The organism is Sphingopyxis macrogoltabida (genome assembly GCF_001314325.1).
Taxonomy (GTDB): domain Bacteria; phylum Pseudomonadota; class Alphaproteobacteria; order Sphingomonadales; family Sphingomonadaceae; genus Sphingopyxis; species Sphingopyxis macrogoltabida.
Window position 1 is genome coordinate 34,037 of sequence record NZ_CP009429.1, and the last position, 23,464, is coordinate 57,500.

At 65.9% G+C, this 23,464-nt stretch carries 23 protein-coding genes (1 of these 23 only partly in view); 15 read left to right on the top strand and 8 right to left on the bottom strand.

Translation table 11 applies throughout. The annotated features are described in order from the left end of the window. Positions 1-12 precede the first annotated feature (12 nt). From LH19_RS00205 to LH19_RS00220, 4 genes are all read left to right on the top strand, one after another. A complete protein-coding gene (locus LH19_RS00205; protein ID WP_054723873.1) occupies positions 13-1,605 on the top strand; it encodes a helicase HerA-like domain-containing protein in 1,593 nt (530 codons plus the stop codon). A gap of 7 nt (positions 1,606-1,612) precedes the next feature. Continuing rightward, positions 1,613-2,062 carry a hypothetical protein gene (locus tag LH19_RS00210; RefSeq protein ID WP_054723875.1) on the top strand — a complete coding sequence of 150 codons (450 nt, stop codon included), beginning with the start codon at positions 1,613-1,615 and terminating at the stop codon, positions 2,060-2,062. A gap of 67 nt (positions 2,063-2,129) precedes the next feature. Beyond that, positions 2,130-3,416: a cytochrome P450 gene (locus LH19_RS00215; protein ID WP_054732763.1), complete on the top strand. Its 1,287-nt coding sequence runs from the start codon at positions 2,130-2,132 to the stop codon at positions 3,414-3,416. 168 nt (positions 3,417-3,584) lie between these two features. After that, positions 3,585-3,818: a hypothetical protein gene (locus LH19_RS00220; protein WP_145923305.1), complete on the top strand. Its 234-nt coding sequence runs from the start codon at positions 3,585-3,587 to the stop codon at positions 3,816-3,818. Positions 3,819-3,893: 75 nt separating this feature from the next. On the opposite strand, the gene LH19_RS00225 is transcribed toward LH19_RS00220, so the two are convergent. Both LH19_RS00225 and queF read right to left on the bottom strand, forming a co-directional pair. After that, positions 3,894-4,304 carry an acyl-CoA thioesterase gene (locus tag LH19_RS00225; RefSeq protein ID WP_054723879.1) on the bottom strand — a complete coding sequence of 137 codons (411 nt, stop codon included), beginning with the start codon at positions 4,302-4,304 and terminating at the stop codon, positions 3,894-3,896. Positions 4,305-4,374: 70 nt separating this feature from the next. Continuing rightward, positions 4,375-4,845: a preQ(1) synthase gene (gene queF, locus LH19_RS00230; RefSeq protein ID WP_054723881.1), complete on the bottom strand. Its 471-nt coding sequence runs from the start codon at positions 4,843-4,845 to the stop codon at positions 4,375-4,377. Positions 4,846-5,250: 405 nt separating this feature from the next. Between queF and LH19_RS00235 the strand changes: the two genes are divergently transcribed. The 4 genes from LH19_RS00235 (at position 5,251) to LH19_RS00250 (ending at position 9,826) form a co-directional block, all read left to right on the top strand. Then, positions 5,251-6,579: a hypothetical protein gene (locus LH19_RS00235; RefSeq protein ID WP_234716035.1), complete on the top strand. Its 1,329-nt coding sequence runs from the start codon at positions 5,251-5,253 to the stop codon at positions 6,577-6,579. 200 nt (positions 6,580-6,779) lie between these two features. Further along, positions 6,780-7,622, top strand: a complete 843-nt coding sequence (gene sseA / locus LH19_RS00240) for a 3-mercaptopyruvate sulfurtransferase (protein WP_054723884.1) — start codon at positions 6,780-6,782, stop codon at positions 7,620-7,622. Positions 7,623-7,682: 60 nt separating this feature from the next. Then, entirely contained in the window at positions 7,683-8,888 is a 1,206-nt protein-coding gene (metC, locus tag LH19_RS00245) for a cystathionine beta-lyase (RefSeq protein WP_054723886.1), read from the top strand. After that, positions 8,885-9,826, top strand: coding sequence for a mechanosensitive ion channel family protein (locus LH19_RS00250; RefSeq protein ID WP_082395350.1), 942 nt, complete (start codon positions 8,885-8,887; stop codon positions 9,824-9,826). The genes metC and LH19_RS00250 overlap by 4 nt, the downstream gene beginning before the upstream one ends. On the opposite strand, the gene ppa is transcribed toward LH19_RS00250, so the two are convergent. From ppa to LH19_RS00265, 3 genes are all read right to left on the bottom strand, one after another. Further along, a complete protein-coding gene (ppa, locus tag LH19_RS00255) occupies positions 9,823-10,359 on the bottom strand; it encodes an inorganic diphosphatase (RefSeq protein WP_054723890.1) in 537 nt (178 codons plus the stop codon). The genes LH19_RS00250 and ppa overlap by 4 nt on opposite strands. Positions 10,360-10,493: 134 nt before the next feature. Further along, positions 10,494-12,419 (bottom strand): M61 family metallopeptidase, encoded by a 1,926-nt coding sequence (locus LH19_RS00260; RefSeq protein ID WP_054723892.1) that lies wholly within the window; start codon positions 12,417-12,419, stop codon positions 10,494-10,496. Between the two features lie 92 nt (positions 12,420-12,511). Then, on the bottom strand, positions 12,512-13,150 hold the full coding sequence (locus tag LH19_RS00265) for a DUF1345 domain-containing protein (protein ID WP_054723894.1): 639 nt from the start codon (positions 13,148-13,150) through the stop codon (positions 12,512-12,514). A 77-nt stretch (positions 13,151-13,227) separates the two neighbouring features. On the opposite strand from LH19_RS00265, the gene hisS reads away from it, so the two are divergent. The 6 genes from hisS to LH19_RS00295 all read left to right on the top strand — a co-directional run bounded on the left by hisS (position 13,228) and on the right by LH19_RS00295 (position 20,717). Continuing rightward, a complete protein-coding gene (hisS, locus tag LH19_RS00270) occupies positions 13,228-14,475 on the top strand; it encodes a histidine--tRNA ligase (protein ID WP_054723896.1) in 1,248 nt (415 codons plus the stop codon). Beyond that, positions 14,475-15,542: a peptide chain release factor 1 gene (gene prfA / locus LH19_RS00275; protein ID WP_054723898.1), complete on the top strand. Its 1,068-nt coding sequence runs from the start codon at positions 14,475-14,477 to the stop codon at positions 15,540-15,542. The genes hisS and prfA overlap by 1 nt, the downstream gene beginning before the upstream one ends. Positions 15,543-15,638: 96 nt before the next feature. After that, entirely contained in the window at positions 15,639-16,472 is an 834-nt protein-coding gene (prmC, locus tag LH19_RS00280; RefSeq protein ID WP_054723900.1) for a peptide chain release factor N(5)-glutamine methyltransferase, read from the top strand. A 270-nt stretch (positions 16,473-16,742) separates the two neighbouring features. After that, positions 16,743-17,618: a DUF4167 domain-containing protein gene (locus tag LH19_RS00285; RefSeq protein WP_407696748.1), complete on the top strand. Its 876-nt coding sequence runs from the start codon at positions 16,743-16,745 to the stop codon at positions 17,616-17,618. A 76-nt stretch (positions 17,619-17,694) separates the two neighbouring features. Continuing rightward, positions 17,695-19,128, top strand: coding sequence for a DUF4139 domain-containing protein (locus LH19_RS00290; RefSeq protein ID WP_082395352.1), 1,434 nt, complete (start codon positions 17,695-17,697; stop codon positions 19,126-19,128). An 11-nt stretch (positions 19,129-19,139) separates the two neighbouring features. Beyond that, positions 19,140-20,717 (top strand): DUF4139 domain-containing protein, encoded by a 1,578-nt coding sequence (locus LH19_RS00295; RefSeq protein ID WP_054723906.1) that lies wholly within the window; start codon positions 19,140-19,142, stop codon positions 20,715-20,717. Here LH19_RS00295 and LH19_RS00300 read toward each other — a convergent pair. Then, positions 20,714-21,100 (bottom strand): acyl-CoA thioesterase, encoded by a 387-nt coding sequence (locus tag LH19_RS00300; protein WP_054723908.1) that lies wholly within the window; start codon positions 21,098-21,100, stop codon positions 20,714-20,716. The genes LH19_RS00295 and LH19_RS00300 overlap by 4 nt on opposite strands. Beyond that, complete coding sequence (locus tag LH19_RS00305) at positions 21,090-21,398, bottom strand: hypothetical protein (protein ID WP_054723910.1); 309 nt, start codon at positions 21,396-21,398, stop codon at positions 21,090-21,092. Before LH19_RS00305 ends, LH19_RS00300 begins: the two co-directional genes overlap by 11 nt. A gap of 132 nt (positions 21,399-21,530) precedes the next feature. Here LH19_RS00305 and LH19_RS00310 point away from each other — a divergent pair, with 132 nt between their 5' ends. Then, positions 21,531-21,956: a CBS domain-containing protein gene (locus tag LH19_RS00310; protein ID WP_054723912.1), complete on the top strand. Its 426-nt coding sequence runs from the start codon at positions 21,531-21,533 to the stop codon at positions 21,954-21,956. A 101-nt stretch (positions 21,957-22,057) separates the two neighbouring features. Here LH19_RS00310 and LH19_RS00315 read toward each other — a convergent pair whose 3' ends face one another. Next, positions 22,058-23,464, bottom strand: the 3' portion of a protein-coding gene (locus LH19_RS00315; RefSeq protein WP_054723914.1) for a lipopolysaccharide biosynthesis protein. 105 nt of this gene lie beyond the right edge of the window; 1,407 of the gene's 1,512 nt are visible here — the last part of the coding sequence; its start codon lies off the right edge, out of view; its stop codon occupies positions 22,058-22,060.

The following is a 23,464-nucleotide window of genomic DNA, read 5'->3' on the forward strand; positions in this document are numbered from 1 at the left end:
GAGGAAAGCGAAGTGAGCGACGGCGCAGCAGGTGAAATCTATATCGGCCTCGGTGGCGGCGGCGCAAAGGACGGGCCGCGCCAGTCGCTGGTCCTGAAGCGCGCGAACCGGCACGGGCTGATCGCCGGTGCGACGGGCACCGGCAAGACGGTGACGTTGCAAGGATTGGCCGAGGGATTTTCGGCGGTCGGCGTTCCGGTGTTCGTCGCCGATGTGAAGGGCGACCTTGCCGGCATGGCGATGGCGGGCAGCCCGACGTCGAAGATGCACGAGATTTTCGCCGCGCGGGCGGCCGAGATCGGCGACAGCGAGTGGGCGTATCGCGACAATCCGGTGATCTTCTGGGACCTGTTCGGCGAACAGGGCCACCCGATCCGCACGACGATCTCGGAAATGGGGCCGTTGCTGCTCGCGCGGTTGATGGGTCTCAACGAAGTCCAGGAAGGCGTGCTCGCGATCGCTTTCCGCGTCGCCGACGAACAGAATCTGCTCCTGCTCGACATGGGCGACCTGCAGGCGATGCTCGCCTGGTGCGCCGAGAATGCCGACGAGCTGACCACCAGATATGGCAATGTGTCGAAGGCGACCGTCGGGACGATCCAGCGGCAATTGCTGACGCTGGAAAGCCAGGGCGGCGATCATTTCTTCGGCGAACCCGCGCTCGACATCATGGACATGATCCGCACCGACGAGAACGGCCGCGGCTATGTGAATATCCTCGCCGCCGACAAGTTGATGGCGAGCCCCAAGCTTTATGCGACTTTCCTACTCTGGCTCTTGAGCGAGATGTTCGAGACGCTTCCCGAGGTCGGCGATCCCGACAAGCCCAAGCTGGTCTTCTTCTTCGACGAAGCGCACCTGCTGTTCGACGACGCGCCGCCCGCGCTCGCGGAGAAGATCGAACAGGTCGTGCGCCTGATCCGTTCGAAGGGCGTCGGCGTCTATTTCGTCACCCAGAACCCGATCGACATTCCCGAGGACGTGGCGGGCCAGCTCGGCAATCGCGTCCAGCATGCGCTCCGCGCCTTCACCCCGCGCGACCAGAAGGCGGTCAAGGCGGCCGCCGAAACCTTCCGCCCCAATCCCAAGGTCGACGTCGCGCGCGAGATCACCGAACTGAAGGTCGGTGAGGCGCTGGTGTCGTTGCTGATGGCCGACGGCGCGCCGTCGCCGGTCGAGCGTACTTTGATCAAGCCGCCCTGCTCGCGTGCCGGGCCGCTGGAGGCCAAGGAACGCGCGATTATCAAGTCGATCTCCCCGGTCGAGGGCAAGTACGATACGGTCGTCGACCGCGAAAGCGCCGAGGAACTGCTCGCCGCGAAAGCCGAGCAGGCGCAGGCGGCGGCGGTAGAAGCGAAGGCGCAGGCCGAAGCCGACAAGCAGGCCGCGATCGCTGCGAAGGAAGAGGCGAAACGCAAGGTTGCCGAGGAAAAGGAACGGCTGCGGCAGGAAAAGGCGGCAGCGCGCGAGGCGGCGAAGCCGAGCTTTGCCGAAAAGATGGTGCAATCGGCGGCGCGCTCGGCCGCGACCAATCTCGGCCGGCAGGTCGCCGGCAAGTTCGGCGGCCAGTTGATGCGCGGCATATTGGGCAGCCTGTTCAAGTGAGCGCGCGGTGACCGGAGGCGATGCCGCGCTGATGGAGGCCGCGCTGATTGCGGTCGCCGACGCCGGCATCGACATCCGTCACGCGCTGTTCGAGCGCTTCTTCGCCGCTTATCCCGAACGGCGGGCGAGCTTCATCTCGGTCGATGCCGCGTCGCGGCGGATGACCGACGAGACGCTGCAGATGATGTTCGGGCTGGCAAAGGGCGAGGCGTGGGTCTGGCCGCTGGTCGCCGAACTGGTCTTCACCCATCGCAGCTATGGCGCATTGCCGATCGGCGAATATGACGCCTTTATCGACATGACTCTCGCCGAACTCGGTGCCGCCGCAGGCGCCGCTTGGGATGACGCGACTGCGGCCGCGTGGCAGCGGCATGCCGATGCGCTGAAAGCGATGATCCGCAAGGCGCGGGCCCAATGGGCGGATGCGATGCCGGCGGGGGCGCCGCAGATCGCCTGAAACGGAGCGGCCTGTCCCGATGTTTACCCGCTCGACAAATGCGCCGAATCGCGGCAGCTTTGGTTGCATGACAAAACCTATATTACCTGGAGAGGTAGCCGCTGCGGTCATCAACCCCGTCGCTTACGGGCAGTGGGAACCGCTTCACGAACAATTGGCGTGGGCCCGCGCCAACGCCCCGCTCGCGGTCGCGGAAAATCCCAATCACGACCCGTTCTGGCTCGTCACCCGCCACGCCGACATCATGGCGATCAGCCGCGATCCGCAGCGTTTCGCCAACGGCATCCGGCCGACCGTGCTCACCGACCGTGACGGCGAGGCGCTGGCGCGCGCCGCGACGCCGAACAATGACGGGCACCTCATCCGTTCGCTCGTCCAGATGGATGCGCCCGACCATATGAAATACCGGCTGCTGACGCAGAGCTGGTTCATGCCCAAGAATCTGAAGATCGTCGAGGAACGCATCCGCGAAATCGCACGCGACACGGTCGATCATATGCTGGAGGCCGGCGGCGAATGCGACTTCGCGCGCGATGTCGCCGCGCATTATCCGCTCCGCGTCATCATGGACATTCTGGGCGTCCCGCCGGAAGACGAGCCGCGGATGCTGATGCTCACGCAGCAATTATTCGGTCCGACCGATCCCGAACTGAACCGCAGCCGTGAGGCGATCACCAGCGCCGAACAGGCGATCGCGATGCTCAACTATGTCATCGCCGACTTCGAGAATTATTTCGGCGCGCTCACCGCCGACCGGCGCGCCAACCCGCGCGAGGATATCGCGACGGTGATCGCCAATGCGATGGTGGGCGGTGAGCAGATTCCCGACCGCGAGCTTGCCGGCTATTATATGATCATCGCGACCGCCGGGCACGACACGACGAGCGCCTCGACCGCCGGCGCAATGATGGAGCTGGCGAAGAACCCGGCGCTGTTCGAGCGCTTCCGCAGCGCCGAAAGCGACAAGGCGGGACTGATCGAGGAAGCGATCCGCTGGACGACACCGGTTCAGCATTTCATGCGTAGCGCCAAGGAAGACGTCGAGATCGGCGGCCAGACGATCCACGCGGGCGACTGGCTGATGCTGAACTATGTCTCGGGCAACCGCGATGAGGAAGTCTTCACCGATCCCTTCGCCTTCGATCCCGACCGCGTAAAGAACCAGCAGATCGCTTTCGGCTTTGGTGCGCATGTCTGCCTTGGCCAGCATCTGGCGCGCATGGAGATGCGGATCCTGATGGAGGAATTGTTGCCGCGGCTGAAAAGCCTCGAACTGGCGGGCGAGCCCGCGCGGGTCGAATCGGTGTTTGTCGGCGGGCTCAAACGGTTGCCGCTGCATTTCCGGACTCATTAGCTCGATCTGGCGGTTCTGCGTCCTGACCGGCGTTGCGGCACGTTTCGCCTTGTTTTGTCGCAAGTCGCCCGAACAGGACGGAACCGTAGCGCGAATTCGTCGGTAGCAGGCCGAATGGAGCTTGGCGCGTGTGGCGCCGGCTTCGCTATGCTGTCGATGGAGTTTGTGATGACTATGTTCAAAAAGGCTGCGGTCTCGATCGCTGCCGCTTCGATGATCCTTTCGCCGGTCGCCGCATCGGCCGCGCCTGCTTTCGATGCTGCGCGTGCGACGAGCGCCTCCGACGGCACGAATGAGTTGGAAGGTTCGAGCTGGCTTCCCGCAGTGCTGGCGCTGCTCATAGTTGCCGGCGGCATCTGGCTTGCGATCGACAACGACGACGACGCTCCGGTCAGCCCGTAACGCGCATTGCCCGGACGACCGATGTGGAAGGCCCGCCCGAAACGGCGGGCCTTTTGCTATTCCCCAAATGCTTTCCTATGCTTTTTCGGCGGGAAAGAAGCGCGCGATCACGTCGCTGGCGAGCCTTGCGGGGCGCAGCGTTTCGGCGTCGATGCAGCACCAGCTCGATTTGACTTCGGCGAGCACGTCCTCGCCGCGCTTGATGACCGTCTCGTAGAAGGCGCGCGCGCCCTGAACCTTTTCGAGGATCACGGTGGCGATGACCTGATCGTCGAGGAAGGCGGGACGGCGATAGGTGATCTCGTGCTTCAGCGCGACCCACAGATGCGCCGCGACCGCATCGGGCGGGGCGATCTTGCGCCAGTGCGACAGCACCGCTTCCTGCACCCAGCTCAGATAATGGGCATTGTTGACGTGCCCCATGAAATCGATCTGGTCGGCGCCGACGGCGATGGCATGGTCATGCGGATGCGAGACGGAGGTCATATCGTTGACACTAGTGTCAACAAATGATGACGGAAAGATGAAATCCGACAATTTTCGTTGAAAATCGCCATCAACCGCGTCCCCGGTAGGATGCGACGCCCTGATCGGGCAGCCATAGTCCCGCCGGAGGGGGACCGGACTGCCAGAAGACATCGATGGGGATGCCGCCGCGCGGGTACCAGTAACCGCCGATGCGCAGCCATTGGGGCTGCATCTCGTTGAACAGGCGGCGGCCGATACCGACGGTGCAATCCTCGTGGAAACCCGCGTGATTGCGGAAACTGCCGAGAAAGAGCTTCAGGCTTTTCGATTCGACGATCGTTTCGCCGGGGGCGTAATCGATGACGATGTGCGCGAAATCGGGCTGGCCGGTCACCGGGCAGAGCGAGGTGAATTCGGGGGCGGCGAAGCGGACCAGATACAGCTCGTTCGCCCGCGGATTGGGCACATAATCGAGGGTCGCGGCTTCGGGCGAGGCGGGAAGGTCGCTGGATCGGCCCAAATGCTTCGGGGCGAGCGGGGGATGGCTGGAATCACTCATGGCTTTCGTCTAGTGCGCAGCGCGGCCGATGTCATCGTTCACTTGATCGACGGCGGCCTGCAAACGCCACATGGTTCAGCGCCAATTCAGCGGTGCGGACAAGACTGAGGGTCAGGACCCATTGATTTGCCGTTCGAGGTTTGAAGCGATTTTGTTCAGGGCGAGGAGAAAAGGCGTAGGAATATGGATATATTTCAAGGCTTTTCGACGACGCCATGGACAAAATCGGTCAAATCCCGAAGGGACGCCGAAATGGCTTCGATCTCAGGTCCGCGCGGCCTTGCGGGTAGCGATGCTACCCGCGGCACCCGCCCGAACCCGATATCTTCGCCATTTCGACGCCTCGAACGGCAAATTAATGGGTCCTGACCCTAAGACAATCGGGGTCGCAAAGACGGCATGAAGATGAAGCGGATCGGGCACGAACGAACGGCGGCGGGTGCGTCGCTGGCCGCGCTGGCGCTGGTGCTCGCGGGCGCCGGAGTCGTGCCCGTCTCGGCGCAGCAGACCGAAACGCCGACCCCGGCGCCATCATCCGGTCGTTCGATCGATTTCCGCCTGCCGCCGGCCGACGAGGGGCGTACGCCGGGGGTCCAGGGGCCTTCGGACAATGGCTTGCCCCCCGTCGCCCCCGGCGAACGGCGCGGCGCGCCGACGCCGACGCCCGCCCCGCAACCGGCGCCGCCGCGCGTGACGCCGACGCAGCCGTCGACCCCGGCGCGTCCGGCCGCGGGCACGGCTGCCCCGGCGCCCACTCCGTCGCGGCGCGATACGCCCGCTGCTTCGACCTCGCGTTCGGCGGCGAACGACCAGCCCGCCGCTGCGGTCGAACCGCCCGCTTCGGACAATGCCGCTCCGTCGCTTCCGCCGGTAACGTCGGGGCCAACGGATAGCGCGGCGTCGGTGGCGCCGCCGCCCGCAGACGATGGGGCATCGGTCGCGGTGCCGAAGCGCGAAGGAAGCGGGACACCGCTCTGGGCGTGGCTACTCGCCGGGCTCGCGGCGCTTGGGGCCGGAATCTGGTACTGGCGGCGCCGTCCGCTGCCGGCTGGCGCCGCGCCTGCCGAATATGTTCCGCCCGTCGAGCCCGCCGCGCCTCGGCCCACGCCCCGTGCGGCCGCGCCGGCCCGCGCGCCGACGCCCCCGGCTCCGGCCGCGCGTCCCTCGGCGCCGGCCGGGCGGACTGCCGCGCCGCTGGTCACCCGGCCCGCCGACGAGCAGCGCGCGATGGTCGCGATGGCGCTCGAAATCCGGGACATCCGCATGACGGCGGATCAGGTCGTCGTCTCGCTCGCCCTCAACCTCGCCAACCAGGGCCCGGTCGCCGCGACCGGGCTGATGGTGCGCATCGCGCTCGGGCAGGGGTCGGCGATGCCCGAGGCCGTCCTCGCGCGCTTCTTCGACGGCGCCGGCGGCAGCGTGCTGCGCGACGATATCGCGATCGAACCCGGCGCGGGCGAGCAGATCTCGACCGAGGTGATGTTGCCGCGCGCTGCAATCGAACCGCTGATGATCGCCGGGCGCCCGATGCTGATCCCGGTGGCTGCGTTCGACGTCACCTATCATTGGGATGGCCCCGGCGAGGCCTTTGGCCAGAATGCCGGCAGCTTCGTGCTCGGCCGTGAACAGGGAGGAGCGAGCAGCGAGAAGCTGGCGCCGCTGCCCCTCGATCGCGCGCAGCATCGCGTCGATCGCCCCGGTGCGCGCGCCACGGCGATGCGCCGCGCGCAATAGCCGCGAAAGCGACATATTTCGCCTGCTTTCGAATGGTTTTTTGTTGCGGCGCACCATCGACTGGGGCAGGACGCCACTGCGCTTGAAAAAGCGCAGGTGGGGGCATAGGCTACATGTCCCCGGAAAGATAACAGAGCGCAGCAGGATGGCCGGCGAGGGACAGGCATCAAGGTTCCCGATGGTCGCAACAGGAGCATGACATGGACGCCTTGGTCTCAACCGACTGGCTGGAACGCGAACTGGGGGCATCGGACCTGCGGGTCGTCGATGCGACGAAATTTCTTGCCGATGCCGGCCGCGACGCGCGCGCCGAATATGAGGCGGGGCACATCCCCGGCGCGGTGTTCATGGATCTGGCCGAACTGACCGACGCGTCGAACGCAGTCGAGAATATGGCGCCGCCCGCCGAAAAATTCGCCAGCCGCATGCAGTCGCTCGGCCTCGGCGACGGCAGCCGCATCGTACTCTATGACGACAGCCCGCTGAAAAGCGCGGCACGCGCGTGGTGGCTGCTCAAGCTGTTCGGCGCCCACGACGTCGCATTGCTCGACGGCGGGCTCGCCAAGTGGAAGGCCGAAGGCCGCGCGCTCGAAATGGGCAAGCAGACGCTCCGCCACCGCCACTTCACCGTCTGGCGCGACGCCAAGGCCGTGCGCACCAAGGAACAGCTGCTCGCCAATGTGGCGAGCAACGCCGAACAGGTCGTCGACGCGCGTTCGGCGGCGCGTTTTACCGGCGAAGAGCGCGATCCGCGCCCCGGCCTCGCGCCCGGCCACATCCCCGGCTCGCGTAGCCTGCCTTATGGCGAATTGTTCAACGCCGACGGCACCTGGAAGCAGGGCGACGAGCTGAAGGCCGCCTTCGATGCCGCCGGCATCGATCTCGACAAGCCGCTCGTCACGACCTGCGGCAGCGGCATGACCGCCACCGTCGTGGCTTTTGGCGCGCACCTGCTCGGCAAGGACGATGTCGCGGTGTACGACGGCAGCTGGACCGAATGGGGCGCCGATCCGGCGACGCCCAAGGCGACCGGCGCCGCCTGAACCGGACCGGCCAGGCGTGCCGCTGCTGGATTTTGGCGAGCGGCACGCTAACACGACTGGATGAACGACAGCGACGACGACAATCTCCGCCCGGCCACGAAACTCGTACAGGGCGGAAGGCGGCCCGAATGGACCGGCGACCCGCGGCTTGGCGGCGGGGTCGTCAATCCGCCGGTATGGCGGGCGTCGACGATCCTTTACGACAATATCGCCGACCTGAAGGCGCGAGGCCACGCCACCCACGACAAGCTTTATTACGGCCGGCGCGGGACGCCGACGGTGTGGGCGCTCGCCGACGCGCTGACGCAGATGGAGCCGGGGGGCGAGGGCACCTTGCTCTATCCCTCGGGGGTCGCCGCCAATTCGGCGGGGCTGCTGGCGCTGCTCGCGCCGGGCGACCATCTGTTGATGGTCGACAGCGCCTATGAGCCGACGCGATCGTTCTGCAATGGCTTGCTCAAGCGCTATGGCGTGACGACGACCTATTATGATCCGCTCGTCGGTGCGGGAATCGCCGAACTGATCACCCCCGAAACCAGGCTGATCTTCCTCGAATCGCCGGGCAGCCTGACCTTCGAAGTGCAGGATATTCCCGCGATTACCGCGGTGGCGCGCGAACGCGGCGTGCTGACGATGCTCGACAACACCTGGGCGACGCCCTTGCTCTTCCCGGCGCTAAAGCAGGGCATCGACGTGACGATGATGAGCCTGACCAAATATGTCGGCGGCCACAGCGATGCGATGATGGGGTCGCTCACCGCGAGCAAGGCCGTGTGGTCGAAATTGCGGAGCGCCGCCTATCAGCTCGGCCAGTCGGTCTCGCCCGACGACTGCGCGCTGATGCTGCGCGGGCTGCGCACGCTCGACGTGCGGATGCAGCGGCACGGCGAAAACGGGCTGGCGGTGGCGAACTGGCTCGCGGCGCGGCCCGAGGTGGGGCGCGTGCTCCATCCGGCGCTGGTGGGCGACCCCGGCCATGCGATCTGGGCGCGCGATTTCACCGGCACCAGCGGGCTGTTCGGCTTCACGCTCAAGGGTGCCGACACGGCGTCGCGAACGCGCTTCATCGACGCGCTGGCGCATTTCGGCATCGGCTTCAGCTGGGGCGGTTACGAAAGCCTCGTCGTCCCCAGCGATCCCGCGGAGATTCGCACCGCGACGCGCTGGGACGATCCCGATGCGCTCGTCCGCCTGTCGATCGGGCTCGAGGATCCCGCCGACCTGATCGCCGACCTCGCACGCGGCTTTGCGGCGATGCCGGCATGAGTGCGATGGAGCGTTTGCGCGACGGCGCAACGCGCACGGTCGAGGCGATGCAGGCGATCGGCATCGACGTCGGCTCGTACCGCCTGTCGCTTTATGGCCTTTTCTCGACGATCATCGTCGCGGTGCTGCTCTATGTCGCGGTGCGCGTTACCCTGCGCTCGATCAAATGGTTGCTGCGCCGCAACACCCAGATCGACGCGACGCAGCGGCTGCTCGCCGAAAAGCTGATCGCGATCGCGCTGTTCGTTTTCGCGATGCTGTTCGGCATCGACCTGCTCGGCATCGACCTGACCGCGCTCGCGGTCTTTTCAGGCGCCGCCGGCCTTGCGATCGGTTTCGGGCTGCAGAAGACGGTCGGCAATCTGATTGCGGGAATCATCCTGCTGATGGACCGCTCGATCAAGCCGGGCGATATCATCGTCGTCGGCGACGGCAGTTCGATGGGCGGCTCGGCGCTTCCCGCCGGGGTGCCCAATGTCGGACGCGTCGCCAAGATCGGCGTGCGCGCGGTCAACGTCATCACCCGCGACGGCAAGAAGCATCTGATCCCGAACGAACTCTTGATGACGCAGCCGGTCGAGAACTGGAGCTACGCCAGCCCCGAGGTGCGGGTGCGGATGCGCATTCCGGTGCCCTACGACGCCGACCTCCGGCTCGCGCAGCGGCTGATCGTCGAGACCGCGCAGCAGAATCCGCGCATCCTGAACGAGCCCGAGCCGGCGGTGTGGATCACCGCCTTCGGCGAACGCGCGGTCGACCACGAACTGCGCTACTGGATTTCGGACCCCGAGGCGGGGCTCGGCAATATCCAGGGCGAGGTGTTTCTGGGAATATGGGACCGCTTCAAGGAAGCGGGTATCCACATTCCCTATCCGCGCACCGATGTGCGGCTGGTCGGGGCGCCGGACGAAGGCTCGGCGCCCGGCGACGCGAACTAGAAGCCGATCTTCTTTGCGCGTTCGACGCTTTCGACGATGATGCGCTTTGCCTCGTCGACGTCGCCCCAGCCGTTGAGCTTCGCCCATTTGCCGGGTTCGAGATCCTTGTAGTGGGTGAAGAAATGCTCGATCTGCTGGAGCACGATTTCGGGCATGTCCTTGTAGGTCGCGACCTTGTCGTAATAGGGAAAGGTCTTGTTGACGGGGACACAGAGCAATTTCTCGTCGCCGCCGGCATCGTCTTCCATGAGCAGCACGCCGATCGGACGGCATTTGACCACCGCGCCCGCGACGATCGGCGAGCGCGCGACGACGAGGGCGTCGAGCGGATCGCCATCGTCGCCCAGCGTGTGCGGAATGAAGCCGTAATTGGCGGGATAGCGCATCGGCGTGTGCAGGAACCGGTCGACAAACAGCGCGCCCGACGCCTTGTCGAACTCATATTTCACCGGTTCGCCGCCGATCGGCACTTCGATCAGCACGTTGAGGCTGTCGGGGGGGCTGTCGCCGGCGGGGATCAGGTCGATGCGCATGGGAGATGCAGTCCTTTATTATGTGATTCGGACGCCCCTTAGCCGCTCGCATCGAGCGAAGTCGAGATGCCGTGAGGGCGGGATCTGCCGTTGGGTGTCTCGACTTCGCTCGACACGAGCGGATTTGATCGATCTTACAGCGCCCGGCGCGGGGCCAGCAGGCGGTCGAACCAGTCGGCGCCGCCGCCGACCTTTTCGAGGTGCGGCCAGCGCAGCCCGCTATGATAGTCGAGATCGATGTTGCGATAGCGCCCGCCGCGCTCGACGAGCAGGCGGACGGGGGTCTTGCCGTCGGTCGCGGTGCGCACCGCGGCTTCGATCCGCTCGCGGCTGTACGCCATGCCGTCGACGGCGACGATCTTCGTGCCGTTCACGATATCGGCGCGAAAGGCTGGCCCGTCCCATAATATGCCGCTCGCGATGCCGTCCTTGTCGATGACCATCCCCAGCGAATGGGTCAGGTCGGCATTCTTCGCCTGCGCCATCCGGTCGCGGTCGTAGATATTGGGCGCATCGCGCCAGACGAGGCGATATCCGGCGCGTTCGATGCCGCCGACCGGCGCGGGCTGGTCCGGGGTTTGCAGCCGGTCGCGCAGGAATTTCGCCCAGTCATAGGGATGAACCGCGTTCAGCGCCGCGACGACATCGTCGAAATTATAAGTGTCCTGCCCCCAGTCGCCCTCGCGCCCACCGAAAAAGGCGCGCGCGAAATCGTCGAGGCTTTTGGCGTTGTTCGTCGAGGTGCGGATCAGCATGTCGGCCTCGAGCCAGGTCAGCGACCCTTCGTTGTAATAATCCTCGGTGCGCGACCAGCTGGGGAAGGGCTTGGGCTTGCGCGCTGCGACAATCGGGTCGAGCGTCGTGTCATCGACCGAGCGCCATTCGCGACCCGCCTGCGCGCTGTAGAAGCCGGCGTTGGTTGCCCATTCGGCGAGGATCATCTCCTTCGACTGCAGCCCCGAGCGACCGGCAAGGACGAGGTCCCAGAAGCTCGTCTGGCCTTCGTAAACCCACAGCAGATTGTCCTGCATCGGGGTGCGGAAATCGGGGGTCCACATCTTGTCGGGGCGGCGGTACTTGCCGTTCCAGCTATGCGTCAGCTCGTGCGGCAACAGCCCGCGTTCGCTGTCGTTGTCGTTCCATCGGGTGAAATAGTCGGGGTTGCGGCTGTTCTCGCTCGACCGGTGATGTTCGAGCCCGATGCCGCCCAGCTCTTCGCTGAGCGCGAGGAGAAATTCGTAGCGGTCGAAATGGCGTACGCCGAACAGCGCGACCGCCTCCGACACCAGCGCCGCGTGGCGCGCGATATGGTCGGGGCTGGCTTCGAGATATTTGGCTTCGTCGGCAACGACGTTGAGCGTCACCCGGTTGCCGAGGTCCCATTTGCGGAAATATTTCCCCGCGAACATCGGGCTGTCGACGAGCACCTCGTAATTCGTCGGGGCATAGCTGTAGCGGTTGCCCGATATCTTGAGACCGTCGAGCGCGGCGGCGCCGGTCCATCCCTCGGGCAGCGTCACGTCGAGCTGCACCGGAATCTGGCGGGTGAAATAGCCGGCGGGATAGAGGCTGACCTGCTCCCATTGCAGGTTCATCATCGCCGGCGTGACGACGACGCGGCCTTCGCTCGTCCGCGTCGGCGACAGGAAATCGAAGGCGACGTCGATACTCTTCACCCCCGCCGGCACCTCGATATCGAAGGCGTAAACGTCGGTCGGCTGGCGCGTCCAGACGAGCGGCTTGCCGCCGGCGCTGGGCTTGAAACCGGCGAGTTCGGCGATCGCGCCGCGCGGCGCATGCTTGCCGGGCAGCCATTCGGGATAAAGCAGGGTCAACTTGCCCGCCTTCGCCACCGGGATCGTCTGGCGGATATGAAAGATGCCGCGCGCGACGTCGGTCGCATCGACCTTGAGCGTCATGGTGCCGGGATAGGGCTTGTCGGCGGGCAGCGGGATGGTCAGCGGCTGAACGACCGGCTGCGGGCGGCTGTTGCCGTCCTGCGCCTGGGCGGGCGCGACGAAGGCGATCAGGGCGGCTGCGACGAACGGTGCTTTTTTCATGCCGTTTATCTGCGACGAAATGGCGATGAGGTCCAGCGGGCGCTCTGCCAGCGTGCCGTGGGGTTCGACGAAACCGGCGATTGCCCGCTCGCTCAGCTTCCGGCGATCATGTTGATCGAAAAGGCGAGGATGCCGATGTTGAAGATGAAGGCCTCGAGGCAATGCCAGGTCGACACGCGGCGGATCGCGCGGCTGGTGATGTCGATATCGGCGGTCTGAAAGGTCATGCCGAGGATCAGCGCGAAGTGGAGAAAGTCGAAATAGTCGGGCGCCGGGCTGCTCGGCACCGAAAGCCCGCCCGCATGGCCGCCGTGCGCCTTGTCGGGGGTGTAATAGAGATGCGCGTAGTGGATGGCGTAAACGGTGTTGGCGAAGAACCAGGCGAGCGCCAGCGTCACGATCACCAGCGGCTTCGAATATTGGCCGGTGCCCGAAACGAGCTGTGCCAGCGCGCCGAGCACGACGGCGCTCACCGCCACCGAAATGACGAGCAGCGCCACCCGGTTCGCGTCATTCTCGACCGCATGCCGCTTCAGGACCTGCGGATCGCGGGTTCGGAACAGCGGGATGGTCGACAAAAGGAAGAGCGCGGTGACGATGTCGAAACCGATCAGAAAGTCCTGCAGCGCCGATCGATCCTGCATGATTGCCCATGCCGCGACGAAAACCAGCCCCGCCGCATAAGCGACGAAGCGGGGCGGGGCGATGCGATTGCCGATCGTGCGGGCCATGACGCCAGCCTAGCTGCGCGCGAAGCCCGCGCAAGCCCGCTTTGCCTTTCGCCGAAAAGCGATTAGACGCGCGGCCCATGAGCAAGGACAAATCCGCCAGGATCCCCACCCCGCAGCCCGTCCGCGGTACGCAGGACATGCTCGGCGATTTCGCCGACCGTTTCGCTTATGTCGTCGAGACGTTCGAGCGGGTGCGCCGCCTTTACGGCTTCAAGCGCGTCGAGGTGCCGGTGATCGAGCCGACCGCGGTGTTCGCCCGCTCGCTCGGTGAGACGACCGACGTCGTGTCGAAGGAAATGTACTCGTTCGAGGATCGCGGCGGCGAAGGGATCACGCTGCGCCCCGAATTTACCGCCGGGATCGCGCGCGCCTATGTCACCAACGGCTGGCAGCAGTTCGCGCCGCTGAAGGTTGCGACGCACGGGCCGCTGTTCCGTTACGAGCGGCCGCAAAAGGGTCGCTATCGCCAGTTCCACCAACTCGATGCCGAAGTGTTGGGCAGCGACAGCCCGCTTGCGGACGCCGAATTGCTTGTCTTCGCCGACCAGTTGCTCAAGGAACTGGGCATATCCGAAGGCGTGACGCTGACGCTCAACACGCTCGGCGACGCGGCGAGCCGCGATGCATGGCGCGCGGCGCTGGTCGAGCATTTCGAGGGTCATCGCGGCGACCTCAGCGAAGACAGCCTCGCGCGGCTCGACAAGAATCCGCTGCGCATCCTCGACAGCAAGGATCCGAAAGACCGCCCGATCGCCGACGGCGCACCCGATATCGACGCCTTCCTGACGAGCGAGGCGCAGGATTTCTTCGGCGCCGTCACCGCCGGCCTCGATGCCGCGGGCGTCGCGTGGGAGCGCAACGCGCGGCTGGTGCGCGGGCTCGACTATTATCGCCATACCGCGTTCGAGTTCGTCACCGACCGGCTCGGCGCGCAGGGCACCGTGCTCGGCGGCGGGCGCTATGACGGGCTCATCGAAAATCTCGGCGGACCGCCGACCCCGGCGGTCGGCTGGGCGGCCGGGATCGAGCGGCTGGCGATGCTGCTTGCCGACGATATCATCGACAATCGTCTCGACGCCGTGATCGCGGTCGAGGACGACAGCCAGCTCGCGCTGGCGATGCGGGCGCTGGCGGTGCTTCGCAGCAGCGGCTTCGCGACCGAGATCGTCGCCAGCGGATCGCCGCGCAAGCGCTTCGACAAGGCGGCGAAGATTCCGGCGCACGCGCTGATCTCTGTCGGTACGCGCGACGGTGCACCGCATATCAATATCCGCGGTGGCAGCGATCGCGCGAAGCAGGCTGAAGCGGTCGTTCGGGCCCTTTGATGACCAGCGTTTCCGCCAAACAGATCGACGCCATCATCGAACGCCACGCTGCCTTGCAGGCGCGGATGGCGACGGGCGACATGGCGCCCGCCGATTTCGTCGCGGCGTCGAAGGAGTTCGCCGAACTCGAACCGGTGGCCCGGGCGGCGGCCGAAGTCACGCGGCTGCGCGGCGAACTGGCGGCGCTGAACGAAATGCTCGGCGATCCCGAGATGAAGGCGATGGCGGAGGAGGAAATCGCGGCGGTCGAAGAGGCGCTGCCTGCCGCCGAGCACGACCTCGCGATCAAGCTGCTGCCGAAGGACGTTGCCGACGAACGCGCCGCGATGCTCGAAATCCGCGCGGGCACCGGCGGCGACGAGGCGGCGCTGTTCGCGGGCGACCTGCTGCGCATGTACAGCCGCTATGCCGATACGCAGGGCTGGAAGGTCGAAATCATCTCGGCGAACGAGGCCGAGGTCGGCGGCTACAAGGAAGTCGTCGCGTCGGTCAGCGGGCAGGGGGTGTTCGCCAAGCTCAAGTTCGAAAGCGGCGTGCACCGCGTCCAGCGCGTCCCCGTCACCGAAAGCGGCGGGCGCATCCACACCAGCGCCGCGACCGTCGCGGTGCTGCCCGAGGCCGAGGAGGTCGACGTCGCGATCAACGACAGCGACCTCAAGATCGACATCTATCGCGCGTCGGGCGCGGGCGGCCAGCACGTCAACACGACCGATTCGGCGATCCGTATCACGCATATCCCGACCGGGCTCGTCGTGATCCAGCAGGACCAGCGCAGCCAGCACAAGAATCGCGCCAAGGCGATGCAAGTGCTGCGCGCGCGGCTCTATGATCTCGAGCGCGAGAAGATCCACAGCGCCGAGGCGTCGGCGCGCAAGTCGATGGTCGGTTCGGGCGACCGCTCCGAACGCATCCGCACCTATAATTTCCCGCAGGGCCGGGTGACCGACCATCGCATCAACCTGACGCTCCACCGCCTGCCCGAGATATTGGAGGGCGCGATGGACGAGCTGATCGACGCGCTGATCGCCGAGGATCAGGCGCAGCGGCTGGCGGGGCTGGGTGAATAAAACGCGACAAAACCGTTCGCATCGAGCGCAGTCGAGATGCACATCGGGGTTGCGCAGCGTCGAGGGGTGTCTCGACTGCGCTCGACACGAACGGACTTGAGTGTGGAGGACGGGAAGCAGGCTCTTCGCGACGCTGCGGAAAGACTTGCGGCGGTGTCGGACACCCCGCGCCTCGACGCCGAACTGTTGATGGCGCATGCGCTGGGGATCGAACGGCAGGCGCTGCTCCTCGATCCGGCGCGCTTCGCCGTACCCGGCGATTTCGCTGCGCTGATCGATCGCCGGATGGCGCACGAGCCGGTCGCCTATATCGTCGGCTATCGCGATTTCTGGACGATCCGCGTTGCGGTGGGCCCGGGTGTGCTGATTCCGCGTCCCGACAGCGAGACGCTGGTCGAGGCGGCGCTGGCGCACGTCGAGGATCGCGAGGCGTCGCTGCATATCCTTGACCTTGGAACCGGGCCGGGCACGCTGTTGCTGGCCTTGTTGTCCGAATTGCCCGAAGCGGCCGGGCTCGGTGTCGATGTATCGGCGGAGGCGCTGGCGTTCGCGCGCCGGAACGCGGGCGAATTGCAAATTCAAGATCGGGCAATATTCCGCGAAGGCGACTGGACCGACGGCGTTGCCGGGCAATTCGACCTGATCCTGTGCAATCCACCCTATATCGCCGATTGCGAGCAACTGATGCCCGATGTCGCGGACCATGAGCCCGCCGGAGCGCTTTTCGCCGGGCCCGACGGGCTCGACGATTATCGCCGGATTATTCCCGATCTGCCGCGCCTGCTGGCGCCCGGCGGCGTGGCGATCCTTGAAATCGGAGCCTCGCAGCTTATATCGGTTTCCGCTCTTGCCGAAGCGGCGGGCTTTACCATCCGGTGCCGCCGCGACCTCGGCGGCCGTGACAGGGCGCTTTTGCTGACCCGCACCTGAGCGCCGCCGCAATTATTCGCTTGGTTTACGCCGCAAAGCGCGGTAGGGGCGGCTCTAGGACTGATCGGACCCCATTGGCGATGCTTGGCATCGATACTGGCCCGGCAGGACTGCTTCCCACTTACGATGCTGGTCCGGGACGTGGGTCCCGTTCAAGCGGTAAAGGGTAAAGCCGCGCAGGGAGCGCGGGCGCGACGCGCAAATGGCGCGGTCGGCCAAAAGGGGTTGGCATAGCTTATTTGGCTTTTCGACAGGATGTCTCAGTTGAACATGAACAACCGGCAGAGCGGTCGCCGTCGCGGCCGCAACAACAACAGCAACAACAATGGTCGCCCGCAGTCGGGCGGACGCGGGGGCGTCGACCAGGCCAACCGCATCGACAGCCGCGCCCGCGGCAACGGCGCCCAGATGATCGAGAAATACCGCAACCTTGCGCGTGACGCGCAGCTTGCCGGCGACCGGGTCCAGACCGAATATTATCTGCAGTTCGCCGATCACTATTTCCGTGTCGTGAGCGATTTCCGCGCCCGGCAGGAAGAAAAGAACGCCCAGAACGGCCAGGAACGCAGCCACGACCGCAGCCGCGAGATTCGCGGCGTCGAGGATTTCGACGGCCATGACGATACCGACAGCGATATCGACACCGACGGCGGCCGCGACGACGATGGCGACGACCGTGGCGAGCGCAATGATCGCAATGATCGCAGCGACCGCGGCCAGCGCGACAATCGCGGCAACCGCGAAGCGCGCGGCACTCGCGACGATCAGGGCGACGACAATCGCGGCAATCGCCAGCAGGGTCGCGGCCGCGCCAACCGCAACCGCGACGACGACAGCGCCGGTCGCGGCGAACAGGACGAGCGCGACGACCGCAACGATGCGCAGGCAGAGGCTGTCGAAGCCGAAGAGGCTCCGCGCCCCGCACGCCGCCCGGCGCGCCGTCCGCGCAAGGACGAGAGCGCCGGTGACGACAATGGCAATGCCGGCATCGATACGGCCGTGCTGCCGCCGGCGATCGGCCGCCCCGAACGGAGCGCAGACGCCGATGCCGGCGCGGATGGCGGCGACGAAGCCCCTGCCGCCAAGCCGCGCCGCACGCGTCGTACGCTGGCAGCGCGGAGCAGCGGCGTCGAGGCCGCCGAGTAAAGTCATTATTTCACGCTGGTTTTTGACCGGCACATAACATAGCCTCCCCGCCAGACTGTTGGCGGGGAGGTTTTTTATGCGCGTTTTGGCAAGGACTTGCGCTTCGGTTGCCGCCGTCGCGGCAGTGGTTTCATTCCCCGCCGCCGCGCAGGATCCGACGCAGGGCAATGCGCAGGGCGACCTTGCCGTCACCATCTATAACGGCGGGCAGTCGCTGGTGCAGGATATCCGCCAGATCGCTTTCCCCGCCGGGCGCTCGCGGCAGGAGTTTCCCGACGTTTCGGCACAGATCCGGCCGCAGACCGTCTCCTTCGCCGCGGACGGGACGGCGATCGTCGAGCAGAATTTCGACTATGACCTCCTCTCGCCCGACGCGCTGATGCAGAAGGCGGTGGGCGAGACGGTGACCTTGCTCCGGATCAATCCCGCCACCGGGGCCGAAACGCGCGAGCGTGCCAAGGTGCTCGCGGTCAACGGCGGCGTCGTGCTGCAGATCGGCCCGCGGATCGAGATCTTGCGCGACGACGGCCTGCCGGTCCGGGTCATCTTCGACAAGATCCCGCCCAATTTGCGTGCCAAGCCGACACTGTCGATCACCGTCGAGAGCAAGGGCGCCGGGACGCGGCCGGCGACGCTTTCCTATCTGACGAACGGCCTCGGCTGGTCCGCCGACTATGTGTCGCTCTACGATGAAAAGGCGGGGACGATCGACGTCCAGGGCTGGGTGACATTGAGCAACAACACCGGCACGACCTTCGACAATGCCAAGACCTTGCTCGTCGCAGGGACGCCCTCGGCGGGCGGCATGGCCGCTTACGGTCAGTCGTACCGCTATCGCTCGCAGCCGTCGGCGCCGGGCGAACTCCGCCGCGCCGGCACCGAGACCGCGCCGCGCGAGCAGCTTGGCGACTATTATCTCTATCCGCTCGCCGAACGCACGACGATCGCCAATGCGCAGACCAAGCAGGTGAGCTTTCTCGACGTCGCCAAGGTGCCGGCGCAGAAAATCTATGAGTTCACCGTCGACGGCTTCAACAACATGACCGAACCGGCGAGCGCGGCGAGCGTGATCAAATTCACCTCGAGCCGCGACGGCGGCCTCGGCGACGCGCTGCCCGCCGGGACGGTGCGCTTTTACCAGCGCGACCTGCGCGGCGATCCGCAGTTTATCGGCGAGAACCAGATCGGCCACACGCCGATGGGCAGCGAACTGGGGCTGAAGACCGGCGATGCCTTTGATGTGAAAGTGAAGGCGACCGTCGTGTCGCGCGAAAAACGCGGGACCTATGTCTGGCGCTCGTCGATGTCCTATCTGCTGACCAACGCCCGGTCGGAGCCCGTCACGCTCGATCTCCGGCAGCGCGGGCTCGACTGGTACTGGTCGGAAACGAAGATCATCACCGAAAGCCAGAAGAGCGAAAGGCTCGATTCGGACGGCACGCAGTGGCGGGTGACCGTACCCGCGAACGGCGAGGCGACGATCACCGCCACCTTCGAAACGCGTTATTGATCCGCGGACCGATGCGCCGCGCCGCATCCCCCCTGTCGATGTTTTCGCTGCTGCTGTTCGCGGCGTCGCCTGCGGCGGCGCAGTCGGTGGTCACCTCGACTGCGGTCGACCAGGTTGCGGTCAGCGTCTTTCGAGATCCCGACCGCGCCGAAGGCGGCGAGATCAACCGCGACTGGCTGAACGGCTTCGCTTTGATTTCCGAAACCCGGACGGTGGATTTGCCGGCGGGCGAATCGGTGCTGCGCTTCGAGGGCGTCTCCGAAGGCATGGTCGCGGTGTCGGCGATCGTCACCGGCTTGCCGGGCGGCGTCGTGCAGAAGAATCGCGATGCGGCGCTGCTGTCGCCCGCCAGTCTGCTCGACGGTTCGCTCGGCAATCGTGTCCATCTCCGCCGCACCGACCGCGCGACCGGAAAGGTGACCGAGGAAGAGGCGGTCATCCGCTCGGGTCCCGAGGGCGCCGTCATCCTGCAAACTTCGGCGGGTTATGAAGCGCTGCGCTGCACGGGACTTCCCGAAACCATCGTCTATGACGGGGTGCCTGAAGGATTGACCGCCAAGCCGACGCTGTCGGTGACGACGCGCAGCCCGGCGGCGCAGCGCGCGACAGTGACGCTGACCTATTTGTCGACCGGTTTCGACTGGGCGAGCAATTATGTCGCGCGCGTTCGCGAAGACGGCAAGACGCTCGACCTGTTCGCCTGGCTGACCGTCGCCAACAGCAATGGCGAAAGCTTTGCCGACGCGAACATGTCGGTGCTGGCGGGCACGCTCAACGTCACGAGCGATTTCGATTCGCTCGTCGAGGCACCGCCGCCGCCGCAACTGAGCCTGCGCTGCTTTCCGACCGGCAGCGGCCGCTACGGTCCGCCACCCCCGCCTCCTCCCCCGCCCGCGCCGCCGCCGCCGCCGATGGCGGAGGGGATGGATATCGTCGTTACGGGGGCACGCCGCCGGGAAATGGCGATGGCGGCGCCGATAGCGGTGGTCGATACCGCGAAGCTCGAGGATCTGGGCGATCTCAAGCTCTATCGCGTGCCTTTTCCGGTCACCGTCGCGGCGAACGGGCAGAAGCAGGTGGCGCTGCTGATCAAGGACGGGGTGCCGTTCGAGCCGATCTATCGCTTGCGGGCGAGTCCGGGGGACGAGGAGACGGCGGCGACGACCGAAATATTGCTGCGCATGCAGAACAAGGAAGCCGCCCGGCTCGGCGTACCGCTGCCGAGCGGGCAGGTCGCGGTGTTCGAACAGGCGGCGGGCCGCGAACTGCTGGCGGGCGAGGGGATGATGCGCGACCATGCGGTCGGCGAAAAGGTCGATCTGGTGATCGGCGAAAGCAGCCAGGTCCGCGTCGACATGGAAAATTACGTGCCGCCGAAGAACCGCGAGAATGAGTATCGGGTCACGGTGTCGAACGCCAATCCCTTTGCGGTGACGTTCGAGCTCGGCTTCCAGGTCTATGACACTGGCACGCTCGATTCGCGGCTGCGCAAGCTGCCGCGCAAGGACGGCCTGCCGACCTGGACGGTGCGCGTGCCGGCGAATTCGGCGCGCAGTTTCGAGTACCGGACGCCCAAGAGCGAGGATTAGGGCGCCGGCAGCGGCCGCGGGCGGTGATTCTCGTCAAGCGCGACGAAGGTGAAGACGCCTTCGGTCACCTTTTCCTCGGTGCGGCCGCCGTCGCGGGTCGCGACCACCTCCAGCCGGATCGCCAGCGAGGTGCGCCCGCGTCGCTCGATATGCGCGTAGATGGAGATGATGTCGCGGAGCAGGATCGGGGCGATGAACTCCATCGTCTCGATCGCGACGGTCGCGACCGCGCCCTGCGCTTCGCGGCCGGCGACGATGCCGCCCGCAATGTCCATCTGGCTGAGGACCCAGCCGCCGAAGATGTGGCCGTTGGCGTTGATGTCCGCGGGGCGCGGGACGACGCGCAGGATCGGGTCGCGCGGGCAGTCTGGCTTATCGGTCATGGTTCATATCCGGGTCGTCCTTGAAAGGATCTTCGATCGCTTCGTCGTGGCCGCTGCCGCTCGACAGGAAGACGAGGCCCATCAGCGCGGCGCCGAGCAGGACCGACAGCCCGACCCCCGCCGCCGTCGCGATGATCATGTGAATGGTGAGCGCATCGCCCATCGTATAGCGCAGCCAGCCCAGCGCCAGCAGGACGGCGCCGAACGAAACCAGCGCCATTCCCTTCATCAGCCGGCGATAGCGGGCCCAGGCGACCTGCGAGGTGTCGCGGTTGTCGAGCGGGGATCGTTTGACCATGCGCGCTCTCATGGACCAGCCGCGCGGCAAGACCAAGCGCGAAAGGCCATCGCCCTGCCGCAGTCCTTTGGGCTTGGCCGCGAATCATGTTAAGCTGGTCGCCCTGAAAAGCGACATGGGGAGCGGCAAAGCATGACGATCGGAGCGATCCTGCACGGGCACACGGGTCCGGTGATTGCGGCACGGAAAGAAGATACGGTCCGCGCGGTGATCGATCTCTTGGCACAGCATCGCATCGGCGCGGTGCCGGTGATGGAGGGCGAAGCGATCGTCGGCATCTTTTCCGAACGCGACCTCGTCCGGCTGATGTCCTCCTATGGTCCCGAAGCACTCGACCGGCATCTCGACGAGGTCATGACCAAATCGCCGGTAACCTGCGATTCGCAGATGGCGGTGATCGGCGCGCTGTCGCAGATGACGCAAAAGCGAATCCGCCATTTGCCCGTGGTCGACGGCGGCCGGCTGGTCGGATTCGTGTCGATCGGCGACCTCGTCAAATATCGCATCGACAAGATCGAGGCCGAAGCTGCGGCGATGCGGGATTATATCGCGTCGTAGTTCAGGCTGACGCCTGAAGGCGGTACCGGCCCGCTCCCCCTCCCGGCCTCCCCAACGATAGTAGCCTATCGGAGGCCGGGAGGGCGAGCGGGCCGGTACCGTTACACCGAATCGGAAACTTCCCGCCGCAGGACGAGTCGCATCACTTCGGCGATCGCCTCGCGTTCGAGCAGCCACAGCAAGCCGCCATAGAGCGCGACGCCCAGCGCGACGAGCAGCGCCAGCCGAATCGGCGCCGCAGTCCCGAGCGGCGCCAGCAATTGCGCCGCGAAGCCGACGCCGATCGCCATCAACAGCGCGGGGACGAGTCCCGGCAGCATGGCGCGGCCGACATCCCATAGCGACACCCCGATCAGCGGCGCCGTCATCCGCGCCGCGACAAAGAGCAGCAGCGGCGCCGCGATCAGCCACGCCCAGGCGATACCCATCAGCCCCCATTGGGCACCGATCAGGAAGGCGGCGGGAAAGATGATCGCACCGCCGAGCGAGGTGAGCATCGAGACGTGCGGCTTGCCGAGCGCATTGTTCACCGGCGCGAAGAGAATCTGCACCGTCATCGCGATGAGCGCGAGCGACAGCAGCTGGATATAGGGCACCATGCCGAGCCACTTCACCCCGAACAGCGTTTCGACCATCGGCGCCGCGACCACCGCGAGTCCGCAATAAAAGGGTGCGGCGACGAGCATCAGCAGGCGGACCGTCTTAAGAAAGCTCCAACGCATCGCGGTCGGATTGTCCTTGATTCGCGAATAGGCGGGGAAGGCGACCTCGTTGAGCGGCGGCACGAACTTCGCCATGAAGATCTGCGCGAGGAACAGCGCCTCGGCATAAAGGCCGAGCGCATGTGGTTCGAATCGGCGACCGGCGATGAAGACGTCCGACTGGCTTTGCACCAGCCAGAAGAGCTGGCTGAACAGCACCGCCGATCCGAATCCGATGATCTGGCCGCACCCCTTGAAGTTGAAACTCGGCCAGACGAGCAGCCGCGCCACGAAAGTCAGCCCGATTGCGCGCGTCCAGAACATGGCGATCGGCGCATAGACGAGAGTCCAGACGCCGAATCCCGCGAGCGCGCAGCCGAGCGCGGTGCCCGCGCCCGCGAGCGCGGCGACGAGATTGACGATCGCCTGACGGCGGAAATCGAGTTTGCGCGACATCATCACTTCGGGAAGCGCGATGAAGGGCGTCGCGAGAAAGATCAGCGCCTGCACGCGGAGCAGCTCGGCGACCATCGGCTGGCCATAATAGGCCGCAGCGATCGGCGCGCCGAAATATTGCACGGCGGCGAGCAGCGCGTTGAGCAGCAGCAGCAGGCCGAACGCCTGCCTGATTCGGAACGGATCGACCGAATCGGATTGCACCAGCGCGCTCGCGAATCCCCAGCCGTTGAGGAACGCGAGGAAGGCGAGCACCACCTGCGTCATCGCAAACAGCCCATAATCGGCCGGATCGAGCAGACGAATCACGAGCAATGTCGACGACCAGGTGATGATTTGCGCCAGAATCTG

Coding starts and splice junctions, on each gene's coding strand:
- ppa (WP_054723890.1), bottom strand. CDS start 10,359: ATGCGCATCGACCTGATCCCCGCCGGCGACAGCCCCCCCGACAGCCTC.
- LH19_RS00295 (WP_054723906.1), top strand. CDS start 19,140: ATGCGCCGCGCCGCATCCCCCCTGTCGATGTTTTCGCTGCTGCTGTTC.
- queF (WP_054723881.1), bottom strand. CDS start 4,845: ATGAGTGATTCCAGCCATCCCCCGCTCGCCCCGAAGCATTTGGGCCGA.
- LH19_RS00290 (WP_082395352.1), top strand. CDS start 17,695: ATGCGCGTTTTGGCAAGGACTTGCGCTTCGGTTGCCGCCGTCGCGGCA.
- LH19_RS00260 (WP_054723892.1), bottom strand. CDS start 12,419: ATGAAAAAAGCACCGTTCGTCGCAGCCGCCCTGATCGCCTTCGTCGCG.
- LH19_RS00250 (WP_082395350.1), top strand. CDS start 8,885: ATGAGTGCGATGGAGCGTTTGCGCGACGGCGCAACGCGCACGGTCGAG.
- hisS (WP_054723896.1), top strand. CDS start 13,228: ATGAGCAAGGACAAATCCGCCAGGATCCCCACCCCGCAGCCCGTCCGC.
- LH19_RS00220 (WP_145923305.1), top strand. CDS start 3,585: ATGACTATGTTCAAAAAGGCTGCGGTCTCGATCGCTGCCGCTTCGATG.
- LH19_RS00285 (WP_407696748.1), top strand. CDS start 16,743: ATGAACAACCGGCAGAGCGGTCGCCGTCGCGGCCGCAACAACAACAGC.
- prfA (WP_054723898.1), top strand. CDS start 14,475: ATGACCAGCGTTTCCGCCAAACAGATCGACGCCATCATCGAACGCCAC.
- LH19_RS00225 (WP_054723879.1), bottom strand. CDS start 4,304: ATGACCTCCGTCTCGCATCCGCATGACCATGCCATCGCCGTCGGCGCC.
- metC (WP_054723886.1), top strand. CDS start 7,683: ATGAACGACAGCGACGACGACAATCTCCGCCCGGCCACGAAACTCGTA.
- sseA (WP_054723884.1), top strand. CDS start 6,780: ATGGACGCCTTGGTCTCAACCGACTGGCTGGAACGCGAACTGGGGGCA.
- LH19_RS00300 (WP_054723908.1), bottom strand. CDS start 21,100: ATGACCGATAAGCCAGACTGCCCGCGCGACCCGATCCTGCGCGTCGTC.
- LH19_RS00215 (WP_054732763.1), top strand. CDS start 2,130: ATGACAAAACCTATATTACCTGGAGAGGTAGCCGCTGCGGTCATCAAC.
- LH19_RS00265 (WP_054723894.1), bottom strand. CDS start 13,150: ATGGCCCGCACGATCGGCAATCGCATCGCCCCGCCCCGCTTCGTCGCT.
- LH19_RS00310 (WP_054723912.1), top strand. CDS start 21,531: ATGACGATCGGAGCGATCCTGCACGGGCACACGGGTCCGGTGATTGCG.
- LH19_RS00235 (WP_234716035.1), top strand. CDS start 5,251: ATGAAGCGGATCGGGCACGAACGAACGGCGGCGGGTGCGTCGCTGGCC.
- LH19_RS00305 (WP_054723910.1), bottom strand. CDS start 21,398: ATGGTCAAACGATCCCCGCTCGACAACCGCGACACCTCGCAGGTCGCC.